General features: G+C 36.9%; 19 protein-coding genes. All 19 read left to right on the forward strand.

Annotated elements, in window-relative coordinates; translation table 11 throughout:
* Positions 1-57 precede the first annotated feature (57 nt).
* The 19 genes from BLE01S_RS14350 (at position 58) to BLE01S_RS14440 (ending at position 22,992) form a co-directional block, all read left to right on the forward strand.
* A complete protein-coding gene (locus BLE01S_RS14350) occupies positions 58-1,017 on the forward strand; it encodes a GNAT family N-acetyltransferase (RefSeq protein ID WP_066143609.1) in 960 nt (319 codons plus the stop codon).
* A 53-nt stretch (positions 1,018-1,070) separates the two neighbouring features.
* Positions 1,071-1,982, forward strand: coding sequence for an N-acetylmuramic acid 6-phosphate etherase (murQ, locus tag BLE01S_RS14355; RefSeq protein WP_066144113.1), 912 nt, complete (start codon positions 1,071-1,073; stop codon positions 1,980-1,982).
* Between the two features lie 6 nt (positions 1,983-1,988).
* The gene (locus BLE01S_RS14360; protein ID WP_066143614.1) at positions 1,989-3,035 is read left to right on the forward strand and encodes a serine hydrolase domain-containing protein; all 1,047 of its coding nucleotides are present in this window, start codon (positions 1,989-1,991) and stop codon (positions 3,033-3,035) included.
* 20 nt (positions 3,036-3,055) lie between these two features.
* Entirely contained in the window at positions 3,056-3,769 is a 714-nt protein-coding gene (locus BLE01S_RS14365; protein WP_066144116.1) for a PIG-L deacetylase family protein, read from the forward strand.
* A gap of 120 nt (positions 3,770-3,889) precedes the next feature.
* Complete coding sequence (locus tag BLE01S_RS14370; RefSeq protein WP_066143618.1) at positions 3,890-5,260, forward strand: ABC transporter substrate-binding protein; 1,371 nt, start codon at positions 3,890-3,892, stop codon at positions 5,258-5,260.
* Between the two features lie 438 nt (positions 5,261-5,698).
* Entirely contained in the window at positions 5,699-6,622 is a 924-nt protein-coding gene (locus tag BLE01S_RS14375) for a carbohydrate ABC transporter permease (protein WP_066143623.1), read from the forward strand.
* Between the two features lie 11 nt (positions 6,623-6,633).
* Positions 6,634-7,530 (forward strand): carbohydrate ABC transporter permease, encoded by an 897-nt coding sequence (locus BLE01S_RS14380; protein WP_082788746.1) that lies wholly within the window; start codon positions 6,634-6,636, stop codon positions 7,528-7,530.
* An 11-nt stretch (positions 7,531-7,541) separates the two neighbouring features.
* A complete protein-coding gene (locus tag BLE01S_RS14385) occupies positions 7,542-8,642 on the forward strand; it encodes an ABC transporter ATP-binding protein (protein WP_066143626.1) in 1,101 nt (366 codons plus the stop codon).
* A 64-nt stretch (positions 8,643-8,706) separates the two neighbouring features.
* The gene (locus BLE01S_RS14390; protein ID WP_066143629.1) at positions 8,707-9,393 is read left to right on the forward strand and encodes a YesL family protein; all 687 of its coding nucleotides are present in this window, start codon (positions 8,707-8,709) and stop codon (positions 9,391-9,393) included.
* 32 nt (positions 9,394-9,425) lie between these two features.
* Positions 9,426-10,577 carry an exo-beta-N-acetylmuramidase NamZ family protein gene (locus BLE01S_RS14395; protein ID WP_066143632.1) on the forward strand — a complete coding sequence of 384 codons (1,152 nt, stop codon included), beginning with the start codon at positions 9,426-9,428 and terminating at the stop codon, positions 10,575-10,577.
* Between the two features lie 12 nt (positions 10,578-10,589).
* Positions 10,590-11,543 (forward strand): GNAT family N-acetyltransferase, encoded by a 954-nt coding sequence (locus BLE01S_RS14400; RefSeq protein ID WP_111703570.1) that lies wholly within the window; start codon positions 10,590-10,592, stop codon positions 11,541-11,543.
* Positions 11,544-11,554: 11 nt separating this feature from the next.
* On the forward strand, positions 11,555-12,427 hold the full coding sequence (locus tag BLE01S_RS14405; protein ID WP_066143636.1) for a MurR/RpiR family transcriptional regulator: 873 nt from the start codon (positions 11,555-11,557) through the stop codon (positions 12,425-12,427).
* 305 nt (positions 12,428-12,732) lie between these two features.
* On the forward strand, positions 12,733-14,409 hold the full coding sequence (locus BLE01S_RS14410) for an extracellular solute-binding protein (protein WP_231955862.1): 1,677 nt from the start codon (positions 12,733-12,735) through the stop codon (positions 14,407-14,409).
* 85 nt (positions 14,410-14,494) lie between these two features.
* Positions 14,495-16,210 carry a sensor histidine kinase gene (locus tag BLE01S_RS14415; protein WP_066143639.1) on the forward strand — a complete coding sequence of 572 codons (1,716 nt, stop codon included), beginning with the start codon at positions 14,495-14,497 and terminating at the stop codon, positions 16,208-16,210.
* Positions 16,203-17,300, forward strand: coding sequence for a response regulator (locus BLE01S_RS14420; RefSeq protein WP_066143641.1), 1,098 nt, complete (start codon positions 16,203-16,205; stop codon positions 17,298-17,300). Before BLE01S_RS14415 ends, BLE01S_RS14420 begins: the two co-directional genes overlap by 8 nt.
* A gap of 151 nt (positions 17,301-17,451) precedes the next feature.
* Complete coding sequence (locus BLE01S_RS14425; protein ID WP_411825141.1) at positions 17,452-18,381, forward strand: ABC transporter permease; 930 nt, start codon at positions 17,452-17,454, stop codon at positions 18,379-18,381.
* 14 nt (positions 18,382-18,395) lie between these two features.
* Positions 18,396-19,277, forward strand: a complete 882-nt coding sequence (locus BLE01S_RS14430) for a carbohydrate ABC transporter permease (protein ID WP_066143646.1) — start codon at positions 18,396-18,398, stop codon at positions 19,275-19,277.
* Positions 19,278-19,535: 258 nt separating this feature from the next.
* Positions 19,536-21,011, forward strand: a complete 1,476-nt coding sequence (locus BLE01S_RS14435) for a sulfatase family protein (RefSeq protein ID WP_066143649.1) — start codon at positions 19,536-19,538, stop codon at positions 21,009-21,011.
* A gap of 46 nt (positions 21,012-21,057) precedes the next feature.
* Positions 21,058-22,992 carry a beta-galactosidase gene (locus BLE01S_RS14440; protein ID WP_066143653.1) on the forward strand — a complete coding sequence of 645 codons (1,935 nt, stop codon included), beginning with the start codon at positions 21,058-21,060 and terminating at the stop codon, positions 22,990-22,992.
* Positions 22,993-23,130: the final 138 nt, after the last annotated feature.

Genomic DNA, 23,130 nt, shown 5'->3' on the forward strand with positions numbered 1-23,130 from the left:
ATAATACGGATAGAAGTTAATTATCAGATTACTTATGAGGTGAAAGGAGGGTAATTTGTGCAAATTGTACCAATAGATATTCATAGAGTAGGAGAATTAGTAAAGATTTGGAATGAAGAGCTAGCAGAACAGTTTCCGATGAGAGAAACACTTTTTATTCAAAATAGCTTTCAGGACGAGAATGTATTTTTGCCAGGTTCGCTTATGGCACTGAATGCCCAAGGCGAGGTGGTTGGTTTCATTATAAGTAAGCGCTGGCAGGAAGCACTTGCAGTTAATATTGGTGCTCATTTTGGTTGGATACAGGTGTTACTAGTTCGTTCCGATAGTCGAAACCAAGGGATAGGTTCTATTTTATTAAAAAATGTTGAAAGCGCTTTAGAGGAAAGTGGAGTCACGGAAATATTAATAGGCAGAGACCCGTGGCATTACTTTCCTGGGATACCCGCTGAATATGAAGAATGTGCAAAGTGGTTTGATCACAAAGGGTATGAAAATATAGGTAACGACTATGATTTAATCGCCAGCTATGATGAGTCAAGCGCTCCGATAAAACCTGAGATTGATAGCGTAGAAGTAGTTTTGCTTACAATTGATGAAAAGGATGCCTTTTTACAATTTCTTCATCGCGTATTCCCAGGAAGATGGGAATATGAAGCCATTCATTATTTCGAAAAAGGTGGAACAGGCCGAGAATTTGTTATTTTAAAAAAGGCGGGCGAAATCATCGGGTTTTGTAGGATCAATGATGATAAGTCACCCATGATTGCTCAGAATGTCTATTGGGCACCACTCTTTGGTGAAACGCTTGGTGGAATTGGTCCACTTGGCATCGATCAAAAAGAACGTGGCAATGGCTATGGTTTAGCGGTTGTTCAAGCTGGTATTTATTTTTTGAGGGAACGGAATATCAAGCGAATTGCTATTGATTGGACTGGACTTATTGATTTTTATGGAAAAATGAATTATAAGGTTTGGAAAGATTATTTAAAGTACCGAAAGAAAATAGGAAGTTAACGATAGAAATCAATGGTAAGACAAGACACCATGGAATAGGAAGGCGTGGAGAAATGAAAGTCAACCTTTCGAAGTTAACGACAGAGCAAGTAAATGAAAATACAAAAAGTATAGATCAACTATCGACAATCGACATGATTACATTAATGAATGAGGAAGATGAAAATGTAATCGCCGCGGTGAGAGCAGTTTTACCTGAGATAGCATCTGCAATTGATGTCATACATCAAGCCTTTAAAAGGAACGGAAGACTATTTTACGTTGGAGCTGGAACAAGTGGCAGATTAGGGATATTGGATGCTGCAGAATGTCCACCAACATTTTACACACCACCGGAAATGGTGCAAGGACTCATTGCAGGTGGAAATGAAGCAATGTTTATTGCTGTGGAAGGTGCGGAGGATGATACAGAGGGTGGAAAAAGCGATTTAATAGAAAAAGAACTAACGGATCGCGATGTCGTAGTAGGAATTGCTGCAAGCGGAAGAACCCCTTATGTAATAGGTGCGTTACAGTACGCCAATGGGATTGGTGCAGCAACAATTGCCTTATCTTGCAATAGTAAAGCAAAAATCAGCCAATATGCAAATCATGTCATTGAAGTGGTTGTCGGACCAGAAGTGTTAACAGGTTCAACGAGGTTAAAAGCTGCAACAGCGCAAAAATTGGTTCTAAACATGTTTACCACTGTAGCAATGATTAAGTTGGGAAAGGCATATGAAAATTTGATGGTAGATCTACACCCAAGCAATGGAAAACTTGTAGAACGTGCCAAAAATATGTTGATGGCAATTACAGATAAAACATATGAAGAAGCGGAAGCAGCATTAATTGAAACCAATCTAAAAGTAAAACCAGCAATAGTAATGTTGGAGGCAGGTGTTTCCTACAAGGAAGCCGTGTTAGCCATTCAAGAATCAGATGGATTTGTTCGACAAGCGATCACTATCGCCAGGAAGGAATAGATCTTTATGGAAACCGAAGTGTATCGTTTCCTTGCAAATGAGATAGATCAAGGCAATATACCTGGCGCTTCTATATATATTTCTCACCAAGGTATGAAAGTAATGAAGAAGTCAATTGGCTACCGGGCATTAACACCTAAGAAACTCTCTATAGAGGGAGATACAATTTTTGATATTGCGTCCTTAACAAAGATAGTGTCGACACTGACAGCATGTTTGCAGTTAATTGATAAGGGAGAAATAAGGCTCGATGACAAGATTGCATATTTCATCCCGGCATTTGCAGCCAATGGAAAAACGGAGATAACAATCAAGCATTTATTAACACATACATCGGGATTGCCGGCCCATCGTCCATTCTATAAAGAAGCATTGAAAGTGGCAGAAGTAGTGGATAGAATCTGCGCTGAACGACTCGTTTCTCCAGTAGGAGATAGAGTGATCTATAGCGATTTAGGATTTATACTATTATCTACAGTAATAGAAAAAGTAACAGACCAATCATTCAATGAATATGTCTCAGCGAAAATTCTAAATCCATTAGATATGCAAGATACAGGTTTTAATCCATCCTTCAATCAAGAGCGATTTGCGGCTACGGAATATAGCGAGAAACTAAATAACTATAAATATGGCATTGTTCATGATGAAAATGCGGAAGCAATGGGTGGGATAAGTGGACATGCGGGTATATTTTCAACAATACAAGATTTGGCGAAGTTTACTTCTATGATTGAAAATGACGGTGTCTATAAAGGGAAGCGCATCATCTCGAAAGCTGCATTGGCCCTATCTAAGCGGAATTTCACTTCGTTTGATCAGGAAGCAAGAGGATTAGGGTGGCAAATAAAAAGTGCGGGTGCATCATCATCTGGTGATCTGTTCTCCTCTCAATCGTATGGTCACACTGGTTTTACAGGAACGAGTATTTGGTTTGATCCAAAGATTCAACTGCATGTCATCTTATTAACAAATCGTGTTCATGCGCCAAATAAGGATGCAATATTGCGATTAAGGCCGAGATTACATAACTTAATTAGATCTTACTTTTAAAAAAGAGGGTGTATATGCATATGAGGGAAAAATTACACATTATGATTGTTGGTGCACATTGCGGTGATGGAGAAATTCAAGCCGGAGCAATTGCGCATAAGTATGCAAAAGCAGGACATGAGATAACTTTTCTTCATTTAACGGCCGGAGAGAAAGGTAACCCAGCGGGAACGTCTGTAGAGGAATACAGGAAGCAAAAAATAAAAGAAGCTGAAAAAGTCGCTGCAATTTTAGGCGGGAAAAGCATTACTTTAGATTATAAGGATGCGGAGTTAAAACTCGATGATGAGATTATTACGAGGGTTGCTACAATAATGAGAAAGCACAGGCCAAACTTGGTAATTACTCATTGGGAGAACAGTATTCATCCTGACCATGCATTATGTCCAAGAATTATACAAGCAGCACAGTTAAAAGCAGGATTACCTGGATTTAACTTAGAGGGGCTAGCACCTCATTACTACGGTTATTTGCACAGTGAAAATTGGGAGGATATGGAGGAGTATGTTCCTGATATTTATGTCGATGTCTCCGAAGAGTTTGATACATACCTAGAAGCATTATCACAATATTGGTTTATTATGAACTCTACTTCATTCCGTTACTATGACTATTATAAGGCTTTAGGAACCGTAAGAGGCTGTGTAAACCGGACGACGTACGCGCAAACTCTTAAATATCCAACGGGAGGGAATGTGAGAAAGGGAGCGAGCATTCCTGGATTGGAACTTTAATATTTAAATCAACGAAATTAACCTCATATATTAAAGCGCTTACTAATTAGGCTATTTATTTAAGGAGGTGACGATGAAAAATAAATGCTTTTGAGATTATTATTTTAAGGGGGAAATAACTTGAAAAAAATAACGTTTATGATGATTGCCCTATTATTAGTGTTTGCAGGTTGCAGCAGTAAAGAGTCTGGAGGAGACGGCGGTAAGAAAAAAGATGGAAAAGATGTAATTACCGTTTGGTCGTACCCACATTATCAGGAGAATCCTGACACAGATCAAAAAAGCTATGAACAACATTTAGTTGAGTTAATAAAAGAAGTAGAAGCGGATAATCCAGGAATTGAAGTAAAACATGAAATCTTATCTTGGGCTGAAGGGGCAAAAAAGTTTGACGTTGCACTGAATTCAGGTAACCCGCCCGATATTTTCTTTTCAGTTATGGAGCCAAAGTATATAGAGACAGGACTTGCTGTACCATTAGATGATTATCTAGATGCTGAGGATTTGGAAGATCTTGAACCATTCGCGAAAGATACTTTCACTAGTGATGGAAAGTTATGGGCTGTTTCCCAATGGATTTCTATTCATACATGGGGTGGAAACAGAGCAATGATGGAAGAAGCTGGAGCTGACGTTGATAAAATTATGAAAGATGGTTGGACATGGCAGGAATTTTACGATATTGCCGAAAAAATTTCTCAAACAAAAAATAAAGATGGTAAAAAAGTATATGGATTTGCGACACAAGGTAAAGACGAAGAAACATTTACGCATATGATGCGAAATAATGGAGTGGAAAAGACCATTTCAGAAGATGGTGAGTTTCATTGGAATGGCGATAAAGCAGTTGAAACTCTGAACTTCATTAAAGAAATGATGGATAAAGGAGTAATGCCGAAGGAAACAGCGGGTATTGATTCACAAAAAGTAATCGATATGTTCTCTGCTGAAGAAGTGGGTATTTACGGACGTACAGGTCCTTATCAAGTAAGGTTTAATGATAACCGCAACGCTGAAATTGACGCTGGAAAAGTGAAAGGTGAAAAAATCGACTTTGTATTACTTCCATTCCCTCATAACGAAGGTGAAAAAGAAGTCGCAACAGGTGGCGGTGGTGGTATGTGGCTCTTCAAACAAAAGAATTACAAAGGTGACGAGCACACAGAAAACGCTGCAAAAGTATTGAAACACATTACGGGTACTAAATCGAGTGTAACCGCTGCGACAATGTTTATTCCACCTGCACGAAAGTCGGGGCAGGAAATGTATAGCGATTTGCTACAACTTGAAACAGATAACGGCCAATTTATTCAAAGAACATTAGACTATGTGGTTCCGGGAGCAATTCTTGACCCTGAACTTGCACAAAAATCATCAAAAGTTCTTAATGATGGAATTAAACCGAAGTATCAAGGGTTCTTAGCAGGCGAGCTGACTCCGGAAGAGACCGTTGAGCAATGGACAAAAGTAGCTGACAGCGTCTTAAAATAAGCTCCTCCAGTGAAAACATGTAGTTGAAGGAACGAGGCTGTGTCAGATATTATGCCCAGCCCCTCCTTCTAATTGTTTGGAGATTATAATATGAAAACGTAATGGACATCCATTTACATTAATACTATTAGGCGCAAGTTGACGCCTTGCGCTTTTCTATTTGTCTAGCTTCAGCGCCCAGCAACTAGCAAACTTCAGGCTTCTTTCTGTGATAAGTTAATATCGGCTTGTCTTGCATATCTAGCTATAGGCACTAGGAACTCGAGAACATAAGTCAATCTGTCAAGAAGAAGGTGAAGATCAACCTTCTAGCTATCTTGTCTTATGCTTGTCGATTCTGAATGAGCGCCTTCTGCTTTTCATGGCATCCGGCAGATTCTGGAAAGGAAGTACGTCGCTAAACAGGCGCCTACGCTTTTATTAAAAGGAGATGAATCTATGGCCTCCACTGTAGAAAAGAAACGTAGCGAAGGGTCATGGGATAACTTTAAACAATTTATGAAGGATTACGGATGGTGTTATGCGTTTATCGCTCTACCATTCCTTCTGTTTCTTGTTTTTACTGTTTATCCGCTCATTACAGCATTTATTATGAGTTTTCAGGAATATGGAATTATGGAGTCAAAGTTTATTGGATTAGATAATTATAAGTATTTAATGGAAAATGAAATATTTTGGAAGTCAATGAAAAATACAGCTATCTATACACTAGGTACTGTCCCAGTCAATATTGTTATTACTTTATTCCTTGCAATGATGATATTCCCAATTAACAAACGCTCGCAAACTTTCTTCAAGGCGTCTTTTTATTTGCCAGCGGTTACTTCAGGAATAACAATGTCACTTATTTGGTTATGGATGTTTGACCCAACACAATCTGGTTTGATGAATGTCGTATTAGGTTGGATGGGCTTTGATCAACAGCTTTGGCTTGCAAGTTCTAAATCATCTCTATTTTCCTTGATGCTGATGACATATATAGGAGGACATGGGAGCGGGGTTATTTTATATTTAGCAGCCATGGGTGGAATACCGAAATCTCTGTATGAAGCTGCTGATATCGACGCAGCAAGTTGGTGGTCCAAACTAAAGAATATCACTTGGCCGCTATTAAAGCCAACAACCTTATATATGTTGATTACAGGCATCATTGGATCTTTCCAAATTTTCGAAGCTACATATGTAATGACACAAGGTGGGCCGAATTTCTCGACAACGACGATTGCATATTTAATTTACCAACATGCTTTCGAATATTACCAATTCGGACTTGCTGCAGCAGAATCATTTATTCTTGGCTTCGTTATCATTGTGATCTCTGTTTTGCAATTTAAATATATGGCAAGTGACGTAGAATACTAGGGGGCATTGATATGGAGCTAAAACCAGCAACGGATAATCAATACCAGATCAAGCTCGATGAAAAGAAAGATTTACAAAGACAAGCAATAAAAAAAATCGGATTGATCATCATTTATATTTTTCTAGGATTATGGGCGATCTTTACATTTGTCCCATTGCTTTGGATGCTAAGTTCATCTTTCAAAGATTCATCAGCAATTACAGCTGTACCTCCAGAGTTGTTTCCAACGAGACCTACGCTTGATGCATACAAGCGAATCTTTGAGGTAGGTGGCCTTGGCCGCTGGTTTTTAAATAGTACAATTGTAGCGGGAATTAGTACAATTATTAATGTGTTTTTTGCTGCGTTAGCAGGATATGCTTTTTCAAAGCTTAGATTTCCCGGACGTAATGCTATATTTTGGGCTTTGCTCGCCTCAATGATGATACCGGGCCAAGTAACACTTATTCCTTTATATATTCTTGTTGTGAATACATTTCAACTAGAGAATACCTATATCGGTATTATTGTGCCAGGGATGATCAGTGTCGGCAGTATTTTCCTAATGAAGCAATTCATGAGTTCACTACCAAGTTCTCTTATTGATGCAGGAAAGATTGATGCATGTAGTGAGTTCGGTATCTTTTGGAAAATAATTTTGCCAATCTCAAAACCAGGATTAGCAGTACTGGGTATTTTCACCTTTGTTGCCCAGTGGAATAACTTTTTCTGGCCGTTTTTAGTCACAAATACAAACAGTATGAGGACATTACAGGTTGGGCTCACAAGTTTTAGATTTGAAAACATGCAAGATTATGGTGCGATGATGGCTGGTGCCGTATGCAGTGCAGTACCAATGATAATCGTATTCTTGGCGCTGCAAAAGTACTTCTTGCGTGGAATTACAATCGGAGCCGTTAAAGGGTAGGAGGGACACTCATGGCAGAAGTGAAATTTGAAAATATCGTTAAGGAATTTGAAGATGAAAATAAAGGTAAGGTGCGTGCAGTAAATGATGCAAGTTTTACTGTAAAAGATAAGGAGTTTTTAGTATTTGTCGGGCCGTCTGGCTGCGGAAAAACTACTTCGTTACGTATGGTTGCAGGTCTGGAGAGACAAACGAGTGGGAACGTCTATATAGGTGACCGTCTCGTAAATAAAGTCCATCCAAAAGACCGTGATATCGCGATGGTTTTCCAAGATTATGCATTATATCCTCATATGACGATTAGAGAAAATCTCGGATTCGGCTTGAAGAATTTAAAAACACCAAAGGCTGAAATAGATGCGAAGATTAATGAAGCCGCTTCAATATTGAGTATTGAAAATCTATTAGACCGTAAACCTCGCGAATTAAGTGGTGGGCAAAAACAAAGGATCGCGGTGGGGAGAGCAATTGTCCGAAATCCGAGTGTGTTTTTATTCGATGAGCCTCTAAGTAATCTTGATGCCAAATTACGCGTACAAATGCGTGTTGAGTTGTCTGAACTTCATAAGCGTCTTGGTGCCACGATTATTTATGTGACGCATGATCAAGTGGAAGCGATGACACTTGGTCAGAGAATTGTCGTGATGAATGGTGGAGAAATTCAACAAATCGCGACACCTGAGGAATTATATGAAAATCCTAGCAATATGTTTGTTGCAGGGTTTATTGGATCACCACCAATGAACTTCATAAAAGCACGATTAGACGGAAATAAGCTACATACAGCTGCTAACACATTTATTTTGCCAGACGACAAAGTAGCTTTGTATAAAGAATACGATGGTGAGCAAGTAATATTCGGTATTCGACCAGAAGATATTCTTGCTACTAAATTGTTAAATAAACAGCCTGAAAATAATGTAGTAAGTACAAATTTAAAAGTAGTGGAACATTTAGGTGCAGAATTGCTTATTTACTTTGACAATGGTGATGATCAAATTACGGGGCGGGTAAGTGCAGATGCAAAACTAAAAGCACTTGAACCTGTCGAACTATATTTCAACTTGAATAAAATGCAGTTATTTAATCCTGATACACAAGAAAGAATTTAATGATCGAAGAAAATTCATCTTTAGAAGGTCAAAAATACACAAGATTAAAGGAACGGTGAACATCATGTTATCAATCAGTAAACTACTAAAAAAAACTGGACATCAAATTTTTATGAATATGTTAACAGTCATGTGGGTCAGCGGAGGTTGGTCACTGTTTATCGTTCCTGTTGTATTTTTGCTACCACTGCCATGGGCGATTGTATTTATTGCTCTTACATTTGTTCCTGCGACAGTTGCGGTATATGCAGTGATGAATCATGTTTTACAAAGAAATAAAGCAAAACTAATATTATTTCCTCGTTACTTCTTCTATTACTTTAAGAGATCATGTTTAATGGGAATTATTTATTGTGTAGCAGTACTCATTCCCATTTCCGAATGGTGGTATTACGCGACTATTAATAATAGTTATTTGGTGTTTGTCTTTGCTATTTTCCAAACTTATTTATGTTTAACATTCCTAGCTACACAAGTATATGCGATTCCATTTTTAGTTCAAGAAGATTTATCAGTATTTAAAGCAATGAATCAATCAATCAAGCATTTTATGAAACATACATGGTACACGATTGGCTTGTTTATTCAAATTTTATCAGTGACTGCTTTGCTGAGCATTACAGTAATTGGCTTTTTCTTACTTTATATTGGAATGATGGCCGTTTTCGTTTTAAATGCAACAACTAATTTACATCTTGAAAAAAAGAAAGACAGCGTATTTGAAGGAAAAGAACAACCAACAACTACATAAGGGTGAATCTAAGACTGAAAGGCGTGGAATGGATGAAACTAGGTCTTGATATATTTTTAGAACAGTATGTGGGGCAGTTTACGGGAAAAAGAATCGGATTAGTAACGAATATGACGGGTGTTAATAGTAAACTAGTACCGACGATTGATTTGTTTTTTGGACACCCGGATATCCAATTGACTGCACTTTATGGACCAGAACACGGAATAAGGGGGGACGCTAAAGAAGGACAAACAGTAGCCTCTTCTATCGATCCTTATACACAACTTCCAGTTTATAGTTTATATGGTGAAACAAGAAAGCCCACTAAAGAAATGCTTGAAGATATAGATGTAGTTGTTTTTGATTTACAAGATATTGGCACACGCTATTATACATATATTTATACGATGGCTTATGTAATGGAAGCATGTAAGGAATTTGGAAAAGAATTTGTTGTGCTAGATCGTCCCAATCCAATATCTGGTGATGCGGTAGAGGGAAATTTAGTAGAAGAAGATGTTCGTTCCTTTGTAGGTCTCTATCCAATCCCCAATCGGCATGGAATGACAATTGGAGAACTTGCTTTATTATTTAATCATGCATTTAATATTGGGTGTGATTTAAAGGTTATTCCGATGCGTGGATGGAAACGAGAAATGTTTTTTGATGAAACAGGTCTATTTTGGGTACCGCCATCTCCAAATTCGACAGGAATAGATATGAGTATTTTATACCCAGGAACTTGCCTCGTAGAAGGAACAAATCTTTCAGAGGGGCGGGGAACGACACGACCATTTGAATATATAGGTGCTCCTTTTATAGAAGGGTACAGGCTAGCAAAGGTTTTTAATGAGAAAAGTATGCAGGGAGTTTTAGCAAGGCCTATTTCTTTCATTCCCACATATCAGAAGTACAAAGATGAGGTCTGTGAAGGAATCCAGCTTCATGTCGTGGACCGTAAATCATTTCATTCATTGAAAACAGGATTAACTCTTATAGAGACAATCGCTGATCTCTATCCGAGCCATTTTAAATTTGTTCAACATGAAGATATAAACAAATCATTTTTTGACTTGCTTGCTGGAACGAAAGCATTAAGGCAGCAGATTTTATCAGGAAATAGTCAAAACTTTTTAGCGGAATGTGCGGAGGAGTTGTCTATTTTTAATGAAAACAAAAAAGCATATTTATTATACGCTTAGGGAGATGATGGTATGATCTCATACCGATGTTATCAATCAGGAGATGAAAAAGAGATCATTAGGCTTTGGAATGACTCGCTATCACTTGATCCGATCAATGCAGAAAGATTTCGTAATCTAGTATTGCTTGACGCCAATTTCGATCCCTCTGGCATGCAGCTTGCTTTTAAAGCCGATAAATTAGTAGGTTGTGTTTATGCTGTGAGAAGATTATTACCGATGATAGATACAGACTTGGAACCCGATAATGGATGGATCCCCTTTTTCTTTGTTGACTCAAAGGAAAGAAGAGCGGGAATTGGCAATCGATTAATGGATAAAGCCTTACAATTTCTAAAAGAAAAGGGCAGGAGAACAGTCTTTTTTTCCTCTTATGCTCCTAATTATATTTTACCAGGGATCGATGAAAGGACATATCCGGAGGGAATGGAATTTCTACAAAGTGCAGGTTTTGAAAAACTTTATTCTCCTATTGCTATGGATCGTAATTTAATTGGATATCTTTACCCTGAAGGTGTGGCATCCTTAAAACAACAGAGAGAGAAGGAGGGATATTCCTTTTCTTATGTGGCTGATAAGGATATATACGAATTAATCACATTTGCAAACACTCAATTTAACCCTGATTGGGGAAGGGCAATTAGAGAAGGTCTATTACGAGGGCTTCCTTTACATCGTATTCTTATTGCAAGACAAGCAGAAAATATAGTAGGATTTTGTTTGTACGGTGGATATGAGGGCATTCCAGAACGCTTTGGCCCGTTTGGTGTAGATCCATCCCAACAAGGAAAAGGTTTAGGGAAGATTCTTTTATATGAAGCTTTGCATAATATGCGTGCAGAAGGCCTGCATGGCGCTTGGTTTTTATGGACTGGAGAAAAAACATCTGCAGGTTATTTGTACAAAAAAGCTGGATTTGAAATTACACGCCAATTTCATGTAATGAAAAAAACTGTTGATAAGTGAGTTGAGGATAGATGGCATTTGCTATGGGAGGATTGGTCATGCTTACTGAAATGGTAGAAAAACTACCGCCTTCCGAAAGAAAAATTGCAGAATATATATTAAGACATCCGCGAGAGGCAATCTCTATGACTGCGAGTGAGCTTGGTAAGCAAAGTGAAACGAGCAGCGCCGCAGTAATTAGGCTATGCAAATCATTGGATTTAAAAGGATTTCAAGAATTAAAGCTGAGGATTGCGGGAGATTTGCAAAAAACACAAACACAAGGGTTTCGGGATATTGAACCAAATGAATCAAAATATTCTATTATAGAAAAAATGACATTTAATAGTATCCAAACAATCCGCGAAACAGCGGAATTAATAAGCACGGACGAATTAACGAAAGCAGTCGAAGCACTTCAAGCAGCAAAGACGATTCACTTTTTCGGGATCGGTGCTTCAGGTATCATCGCACAAGATGCGCAACATAAATTTTTGCGAATTAATAAAAATGCCACTGCATTTAGCGATACCCATATAGCAGCGATGATTGTAGCAAATGCGAAGGAAGATGATGTAGTAGTTGGAATATCTTTTTCAGGAGAAACATTCGAAGTTGCTAAGATCTTAGAATTGGCTAATCAGCATGGTGCGAAAACGATTAGCCTCACAAAGTATGGAACATCGTCTGTCTCAGAACAGGCAGATATTCGTCTCTACACCTCGGCAACGAGAGAGCCTGCCTTTAGAAGTGGTGCGACATCTTCACGCATTGCACAACTACAGGCAATCGACATTCTCTTTATGTGTGTTGCATCCCAGGAATATGAAGAAGCCGTTACGTATATCGATGATACAAGAGAAGCGATAGAGTTTTTACAGAGGGGTATGCGTACCCGGAAATAGAGAAGGTAGGAGGCCCATATTTTGTGGGTCTTTTTCTTTATATATAAATGTATCTTGAAAATGTTTGAAGCAAAAGGTAAAATGAAAGTTTCTCATTTTAAATAATTCCATGAGGAAAGGTAGTAAAATAGTTCATATTTATAAAGACGTATTCAGTAAGACGAATGGAATGAATTTACAAAGTGCAATTTATTATCTTAACAATAAAAATACTATGAATATTAAAATCTTACCATATAACTTAACCTCCTTTTAATATAAGCTTTATGTAAGCACTTTCATTAATGGATTAGGGGGTTAGAAAAGTGTCAAAACAAGTAAAAAGTATTATTCTGTTAGCTGTAATGATAGTTTTAAGTTTTAGCCTGGTAGCTTGTAGTAAAAAAGGGAGTTCATCAAATGCTGAGAAAGATAGCGAGAAAGTCGCTAACCTTGGAGAGCTGCCGGAAAAATTTGATGAAGAAGTGACATTAACAACTGTACGGCATGTTGCGGGGGATATAAATTTTAGAAAAGGTGAAACCATCGAGGATAATGTAATGACCAAATGGGCGAAGGAAAAATTTAATATGAATATTAAATACTTGTGGACGACTAGTGGCCCACAAGATGCCTTTACAACAAAAATGAGGCTTGCGCTTTCTGCCAATGAGGAAATGCCTGACCTTATAGCTCTTCGTGATGATGTGACAGAGGATTTAATTGATTCTAAACGGTTTATGCCTGTTGGGGATGTATTCGAAAAGTATGCATCTGACATCTGGAAAGAAGCAATGAATGAGGATCCCTCCGTATGGAATTCGTTCATACGTGATGGGGAAAAGTATGCAATACCTATCCTTGATTATTCAATGAACGGGGACCCTGTCTTATTTATAAGAGAAGATTGGATGAAAAAGTTAAATCTTGAGGCACCTCAAACATTAGAGGATTTGGAAAAAGTAATGGATGCCTTTGTTAACGAAGATCCCGATGGAAATGGAAAAAAGGATACTTTTGGTCTGACAGTAGGATTTAAGAATAACTTAAATGCTTGGATGAGTGATGCTGGTTGGGTGTTTGGAGCATATGGAGCGATGCCGAACCAGTGGAATCAGACGGAAGATGGCCAACTTGAACACGGTTCTACCAATCCAGCAATAAAGGAAGGGCTTGCTAAATTAAACGAATGGATGGGAAAAGGATATATCCATAAAGAGTCTGGATTATGGGATGAAACGAAGGCTTCTGAGTTATTTACATCTGGAAAAGCAGGAATTATTGCCGGCCCTCACTGGATGGCTGGATGGCCCTTAAGTGATGTGAAAAATAATGTGGAAGGAGCAGAGTTTAAAGCTTACCCGATCCCTAGTGGTCCTGATGGAAAAGCAGGCCGTCATGGAACATTTAATTATAATGGTGCAGTCTTAATTAATAAAGAGGCGGACCCAGAAGCTATTAAGGCATTCTTTGTTTATCAAAATTACTTATTTGAAAACTTTGCTAATCCGAAAGAAGGAAGTGAATTTGAATATGGATTTGCTGAAGGCTACGATTATGTTATGAAAGATGGAGAGCCTTCTAAAGATGTGCCGGATGGCATAGTGAACCCTGGGAAGTACTCTTTAACTTTTGATGTTGCCCGTATTCCATCATTGGCTATGGATACTCTATACAAACTAGCCGATGGGGCAGAACCTGAGACGCCGTATGAAAAGACACGGAAACAAACTGCCGATACTACTCCAGAAGTATACGAAGCAGCAAAAATTGTGGTCGATCAGAAGGATATTACAATGCCAAGTATGTTTACCGGAGCTCCAACAGAAACAATGAAATCCCGTGGCCAAGCGCTTGATAAGATATTGGATGAAGGATTTAATAAGATCATTTATGGGGAGCTTCCGGTTGATGAATTCGATAAAATGATCGATAAATGGAAAAGTTCGGGCGGTGACAAAGTAACAGAGGAAGTTAATGAATGGTATAAATCAGTTCAATAAATTGTGAAAACCGGGTCAATGGCTCGGTTTTTGCGTTTTTTGGTAGGCTATAATAGAGTGAAATCTTATCTTGAGGGGAAACGTTATGAAATGGTGGAATAAAATATTTGTCAAAATTGTATTCATTTTATTGCTACTACTTATCCCTATTACTGTATTTTATAGTTATTCCTATTACACTAGCATACAAGTAATTAAAGAAGAGCTTAAGGATCGTAACTTAAATCGCCTCTCCATTGTAGGAAATCAAATGGACGCTAATTTTGAGCAAATATCCATACTATTGCTAGCTTTAAGTGGGGATGAAAATGTTAACCAATTTAAAAATATTGATATATATAGTGATTATAAAGCATTTGAAATCAAACGCAGCATTTTAGAAACGTTGTACTTTCAGCGGGCTTTAAGCTCCTGGACTAATGATTTATCCGTTTATGCTTCGGATTCGGAAGAACTACTAAAAACAAGTGACATGATGGAGAAATCAGAAGATATAGTTAGTGATTGGGAATATAGAGAAAATAAAGAGAAAGGTAAAATTAATTCTTATTTTATAAAACATTTGACTCAACCGATTACTAGTGTTTCAAATGGACGAACACCAGAGTTAGTAATAGAGGCTAGACTTCCTGTTAAAAATATTGAACGTTTTTTGCAACAATTAAAGTTGGACAACTTTGGAGATCCTTTCATGTATCAATCCGTAAATAAGGTGATTGTGTCATCCTCTGCAAATCATCAACTAATTACGGAAATGATACAGCAAATTCCGGAAAATTTACCATCGGAGGACGGAAACATTACAGTAACGATAGACAAAGATAAATATCTTGTTAGTTATATGAAGTCGCAAAAGCTAGATTGGGTAATTGTTGATTATACACCATTAAAAGAAGTGCTCATGCCGGTCACAAAAAATCGTAATTTATTTTATACGTTTATATTTGCACTTTTGCTTTTAAGTATCGTTGCGGTTTTTCTACTATATAGAAATGTTCAAATACCCTTTAGGGATATGATTAATGCCATTCATCGAGTAAAGGAAGGGGATTACTCGGCACGTGTACAACCTGTACATAATAATGAGTTTACTTTCATGATGACGAGCTTTAACGAAATGGCCAAACAAATTGAAACATTAATTGAAGAAGTGTATAAAGAAAAAATTCGTTATCAAGAGATACATGTTAAACAACTCCAATCACAAATTAACCCTCATTTTCTATATAATTGTCTTTTTATTATGAAGAATATGGCTAAGTTGAATCAATATAAAGGCGTTGAAGCTATGTCTTTGCATCTAGGAAAATATTATCGTTATATGACAAGAGTAGAAAATAAATATTCCACGGTAGATGAGGAATTGGACTTTGTCAAAAACTATTTAGAAATCCATGTAATTCGAACGCAAAGATTAACCTATGAGATTAAGCTCCCGGATAACATGCTAGAAATTGTAATTCCGCGTTTGCTAATCCAGCCAGTTGTTGAAAATGCATGTGTTCACGGAATTGATTCGAGCCTTAACGATGGAAGAATCTTAATTTCTGGTTCACAGGCTAATGGTGAAAATCAAATTATTATCGAAGACAGTGGGAAAGGTCTATCTAAGGAAAAAATAAAACAATTGGGGGAAATGATTTCCGTTCCTATGAATGATGAGATGGGATGTGGAGTTTGGAATGTTCATCACCGGTTAAAATATCATTTCGGTGATACAGCAGGACTTCATTTTTCAAAATCAGAACTAGGTGGATTGAAGGTGATTTTATACTGGAGGGAGACTACAAAGGATGTTTAATTTATTAATTGTAGATGACGAACCGTTCATTGTTGATGGGCTAGCTGCCCTAGATTGGAATAATGTAAATATAGATCAGGTATACAAAGCAACATCCGGAAAAACAGCCCTCCAGATAATGGCGCAAAAAAAGGTAGATATAATCATTACTGATATTAAAATGCCTGACATGACGGGCATTGAATTTATTAGAAAGCTAGGTTTAGGACGAAAAAGTAAAACAATATTTCTTTCAGGATATGCTGAGTTTGAATATGCAAAACAAGCTTTAAAACTAGAAGTATTTGATTATTTACTAAAGCCTGTAACGGATGATGAATTATATGATGCAGTTTTAAGGGCCGGAAAAGCTTTGAGTCAAGAGCAGATAAAAGTAAATTCTTATGAAGAGGTAATGACTGCATTTATGCCTATAAGTGAACACGTTGGAGAAGTAAAACCATTTTATTGCCTATATGAAAATCCACAGCTTATTCACTTATTAGATGGAGGGCGCTGGAATACGGTAGAAGAGAAACTAAATAATATCTTTTCTCAGCTACATCTGGATAATTATCACTCCAATGAATTTGTGATGCAAACTTATTTTATGATTTCTAATTCATTTATTTATTTTGCACATAAAAATGGTCAGCTTCTAATTGATATTATTGGTCGGAATTTTGGGAATATGTTTCATGCGGCTCAATCGGGAGATATTAGGAGATTAAGTAGTCTCACCTTTGAAGCCTTGGGGATAATAAAGAAGGATATTAAAAAAGAGGATCATACTCATCACAAATCTGTTATTGAACAAGTACAGGAATATGTGAAACAAAATCTTGGATCAGACGTTTCACTCCAATCTGTTTCCGAACATGTTTATTTACATCCTGCTTATTTATCTAAGGTGTACAAGGCTGAGACCGGAGAGGGATTTAGTGAATATTTAAACAATCAGAAGATGGAAAGAGCTGCTTATCTTCTAAAGGAAACAAAAGAAAAGGTGTATGAAATTTCTGTTAGTCTGGGCTACAATGACCCTTCGTATTTCATAAAAAGATTTAAAAATCATTATGGTGTGACACCACAAGAATATAGGATTAATTGAAGTTATTAAAATACTCATATAATTCTTAAGAATATCCTCTGTTCCATATTCTAGTTTAAAACTATAATAGGAGTATAAGGAAGCGCTTCCAACCCTTGAAGGGAAGGTGAGTTAATTGGAATCAAATATTGATACAAAAAAAGCAACTTCTATTGCGATCGATAATCAGAAAAAGGTAAAGCAAAAGTGGAATTTAAAACGTACGTGGCCACTACATGTATTCATGATGCCTGCTGTTATATTGGCCCTTGTCTTTAATTATGCACCACTTCCTGGGATAGCCATGGCATTTATGGACTTTAAGCCATATCTAGGCTTTACGGAATCTACATGGGTTGGGCTTGAGCAATTCAAACGAATGATTGAGTTTGAGGATGCCAGACAAGTTATTTGGAATACGTTAGTTATTTCATCATTAAAGATTTTCTTTAATCTAGTCATACCCATTATATTTGCATTACTGTTAAATGAAATTCGAAAAATGGCCTTTAAAAGAACGATCCAAACCTTTGTGTATCTACCTCACTTTTTATCTTGGGTAATACTTGGAGGAATTTTACTCGATATGTTATCTGTAGATGGCGGCATTATAAATAATATGCTCGGTGCTATATTTGGTATGGAACCGATATTTTTCCTCGGAGAAGGGGATTGGTTTAGATTCACAGTCATCTTGAGTGATGTATGGAAAGATTTTGGATTTGGAGCTGTCATCTTTTTAGCAGCTTTATCAGGAATTAATCCCGATTTATATGAAGCAGCGACAATAGATGGTGCTAATCGTTTTCAGCAAGTTTTACATATTACATTACCATCATTAATACCTATTACTGTCGTAGTTGCAACCCTTGCTTTAGGGAATACATTAAATGCAGGATTTGACCAAATATTTAACTTATATAATCCGCTTGTCTATGAAAAAGGGGATATTATTGATACCTACGTTTATCGAATGGGCTTACTGGGAGGTCAATTTAGTTTCGCTACAGCGGTTGGGCTATTTAAATCTGTTATCGGTTTTGTTCTTATTGTAACTGGTTACCGTCTTGCTTATAAATATGCAAATTATCGTATTTTCTAAAGGGGGTGGAAGTTATGCATTATAGAAGTATGCCATATACGATATTTACAATTTTTAACTATACTTTTCTAGCATTATTAGGAATACTGTGTATTATTCCGTTAGTACATATTCTTGCTATCTCATTTAGTGGGTCGGCGGCAGCAAATGCGAATCTTGTTTCTCTCTTTCCAATTGATTTTACATTTGATGCGTGGTGGAAAACGCTAGGTAATGATCGCTTTATCGGTTCATTATGGAATGGGATTTACCGTACTGTTTTAGGGACACTAGTTAGTATGATTTGTATGGTATTAGCAGCTTACTCCTTATCCAAAGAAGACCATGACTTTAAAGGAAGAAAATTTTATGTTTTTTTCTTTATCTTTATCATGCTATTCAACGGTGGACTGATTCCATCCTATATTCTAATTCAAAAATTAGGATTAATTAATTCATATTGGGCTTTAGTGCTTCCTACGGCGATTAATGTATTCAATATGATTTTGTTAATGAACTTCTTTAGGACAGGGGTTCCTAAAACATTAGAAGAAGCAGCCTTTATGGATGGTGCAGGGCATTTTAGAATATTATTTAGTGTATACCTTCCAATTTCCATGCCGGCTTTAGCAACAATCGGATTATTTACTATGGTTACACAATGGAATTCATGGTTCGATGGCCTTATCTATATGACAGATGCTACTAAATATCCATTGTCTACCTTTCTTCAAACAATTATCGTTCAACAGGACTTTTCACAAATGAATGTAGACCCAGAGGAGGTAAAGAACTTATCTGAACGAACATCAAAGTCAGCCCAAATATTTATTGGTGCTCTTCCAATACTAATGGTCTATCCATTTTTGCAAAAGTACTTTGTTAAAGGTTTGGTTCTTGGATCCGTGAAGGAATAAAAAATGGGTTGTCACATAAGTCGGAATCTGACTGTGAGGCAGCCTTTTTTTACAATGTAAAATCTCATTAATTTTATTTAAAATAAAGAATCGCTTTTTCTGGAGGTAAATTGAAAATTTATCCAGCATGAGCGGAACTATAGACTATGGCATGCTAAAAAGACCAAGATTAAATAAGTATATTGTCTACGTGACTTTCGATAGCTGATAAAGAAACGAGATAGAAAAATATGTACAGCAATGAATGGAGGATTTGATATGAGCAAAAAACCAAATATTTTATTTGTTTTAACAGATGATCAAGGGGCTTGGGCATTAAACTGTGCTGGTACTAGTGATCTACATACGCCAAACATTGATAAGATCGCGAGTAAAGGAATCCGGTTTGAAAATTTCTTTTGCACTTCTCCAGTTTGTTCACCAGCAAGAGCGTCATTGTTGACAGGTAACATCCCTTCAGCACATGGAATCCAAGATTGGCTTAGGGGCGGAAATATTGATATGGAACGTTTCCCTGAGTTAAAAGATAATCCTACATATGCAAGCGAGCACGAGGCGATTGAGTATTTAAAAGAACAAGTAACATATACAGATGTGCTATCAAAGAACGGCTATAATTGCGCATTATCCGGAAAATGGCATCTAGGAGATAGTATTAATCCTCAGCAAGGCTTTAAAAAGTGGTTTACTATCGCACGAGGTGGATGTGGATACTACAACGGAGATATGGTATTTGATGGGAAGATACATGTTGAAAGTAATTATATCACGGATATTATTACCGACAAGGCGATCGAATTCATGAATGAATTGAGTGTAGAAGAAGAGCCATTTTATTTAAGTGTTCACTATACTGCACCTCACAGTCCTTGGGATGAAGAGAATCATCCTAAAGAATTTATTGATATGTATAGAAATAATGATTTTACCGTATTGCCAGATTTACCTATTCACCCTTGGCAAGTAGATACGGCACCACATGGGATTGGGGAAAAGAGAAAAGAGTTATTAAGAGGTTACTATGCTTCTATTACAGCTATGGATAAAAGTGTTGGAAGGTTAATTAACTACTTAGAGGAAACGAACTTAATAGATGATACAATCATCCTTTTCACATCAGATAATGGTATGAATATGGGGCATCATGGTATTTGGGGGAAAGGAAATGGGACGTTTCCGCAGAATATGTTTGATACATCGATAAAGGTTCCATTTATTATCTCCTATCCGCAAGAATTTCCTGAAAATATAGTCTGCGATCAGTTACTAAGTCAATATGATTTTTTTCCGACGATATTAGAATATTTGAAGATTGATACATCAAAATACAAACATCTTCCTGGAAAAAGTTTTGTTCATATCTTAAAAAGTGAAGACGTAAAACAAGAGGAAAGTATTGTTGTCTTTGATGAATACGGACCGGTTCGGATGATTAGAAATAAAGAGTGGAAGTATATTCATAGATATCCATATGGCCCTCATGAACTTTACAATTTACTAAAAGATCCACATGAAGACCATAATTTATATGAAACAAGTGAATGTGAAGACATTGTTGAAAAGATGAAAAATGAATTGGAGATATGGTTCCATCAGTACGTGGATCCTAGCATAGATGCAACAAAGGAACCTTTATCAGGGTTTGGACAGCTAAGAAGGACAGGTATTTATTCTGAAGGAAAGGAAGTACATGCGGAAAGTGAAAGATACATTATAAAAAGCAATGATAAGTAAAAGTATCATTATAACTAGAAATATTTTTTTATAGGGAGATTTTATAATGAAGCAAATCATAAGTTTGGAGCATAATAAGTTTGAGTTTACCAAAGCCGGAGGAGAAGTTTTTTTATCGAAAATGGACGAAATAAATTGGGATAATGCTACATTCCTCGTATGCATAGTGGAGACACAAAACGAATGGTTGGTACCTTTAATCATTAAGATTTACAATTCTCAAGGCGATTATTTGCAAGTACATATTGGGGCAATCCCACAAACAGAAGTGGTTGTGGGATTTCCATTATCTGCATTGGATGCACAAAATGTATTTTTACCAAGAACTCCAGGAAAATTGAAAACGCTCGTTTCTGGAACTAAAATAAGTAAAAGTGAAATTACTCGTATATCCATTGGGACATGCCCTAATTATCAATCTCAATCATTCAATATAAAAGAAATATACCTTGATTCAGAAGAACCAAATTATTTATTACCAGAAAAGAAATTAGTAGACGCATATGGTCAAGACAAAACAAGAGACTGGCAAGGGAAAACAAAAAAGGAAGAAGAATTATTAGCATACTTGCAATCACAATTGGGTAAAAAAAGTGACTTTCCAGCAGAGTGGAGCAAATATGGAGGGTGGAGAAAAAAACAATTTAAAGGTACTGGCTTTTTTCGAACGGAACATGATGGGCAACGATGGTGGTTAGTAGATCCTGAGGGTTATGCGTTTTGGAGTGCTGGAATAGATTGTGTTAGACCTGAGGTACAAGGGCTGCTTGATGGTATAGAGGAATTTTATGAATGGCTGCCAGACAAATCAAAGGAATTTGAAGATATGTATTACAAGGACGAAAAAGGCATGCACTATGTAGATTTCTCCTTAGCTAATTTAATCCGTGCCTATGGTGAAGAATATAAGGGATCATGGATAGAAATGACAACAGATAGAATGAAGCAATGGAGATTTAATACGATAGGAAATTGGTCCTCATTAGATTTTATCAAAGAGGCAAATATTCCGTATGTCCTTCCATTAAAAGGATTCCCTAGCACTGAAAAGACCATTTTCAGAGATTTTCCTGATGCTTTCAGCCAAGAATACAAAGCAGGAGCAGTAAATTTCGCAAAACAACTCGAGGAATATAACGAAGATCCTTATATGGTAGGTTATTTTTTAACGAATGAACCTCTCTGGGCTTTCGCTGGAGATATAAATCTTGCAGAGGAATTAATGGAGAAAAAAGAAACGTTAGATTCAAAATTTGTTTTTATCGAAAAGATGAAAGAAAAATATAAGAATGATATTCAAGCGTTTAATAAGTCTTGGAATGTGAATCTACAACAATTTGAAGATTTGCTTATCCCCATGAAAAGTCCATCCACATGTTCGAAGCAAGCCAAATTAGATTTAGAGGATTTTACGAAAGAATTGATATATCAGTATACTAAAGTTGTTTGCGATGCAGTAAAAGAGATAGATGAGCACCATTTAAATCTTGGAATGAGATATGCTTGGATTTCAACGGAGAACATTTTTGAAGGTAGTAAACTTTTTGATGTTTTCACATTAAATAACTACTCAATGGTTCCGAACGAGACAGATATTACGGATGTCAGCAAAAAGTCGGGGCTTCCTGTTCTAATTGGAGAATTCCATTTTGGTGCGATCGATGTAGGCCTCCCTTCAACAGGTTTAAAGGGGGTAACTACACAAGCGGAAAGGGCAAAGGCCTATCGCTACTATATTGAAAATGCAGCGGCAATGTCAAATCTTATAGGTACACATTATTTCACTTTAAATGATCAAGCTGTACTAGGACGTTTTGATGGAGAAAACTTTCAAATAGGTGTAGTAGATATTTGTCATAGACCTTATGAAGACTTTGTGGATGGGATTACTGTAGCCCACGAGAGAATATATTCGGTAGCATCGGGACTTGAGAGTCCTTATTCAGAAAGAGCAAAGGAAATTCCTCGTATTGGTTTTTAAATAGTTGTTTTTCGCTTTATTTAGAGCGTAATATAGAAGATGGTAACTTGGAGATTCGTCCGCAGATAAGAAAACGTTCATGAGAATATTAATAATAAGGAGACCTTTAGGGGAGTTCGGAACGCTTCTCAATAAGGA

The organism is Lederbergia lenta NBRC 16444 (genome assembly GCF_001591545.1).
GTDB classification, from domain to species: Bacteria; Bacillota; Bacilli; order Bacillales; family Bacillaceae_C; genus Lederbergia; species Lederbergia lenta.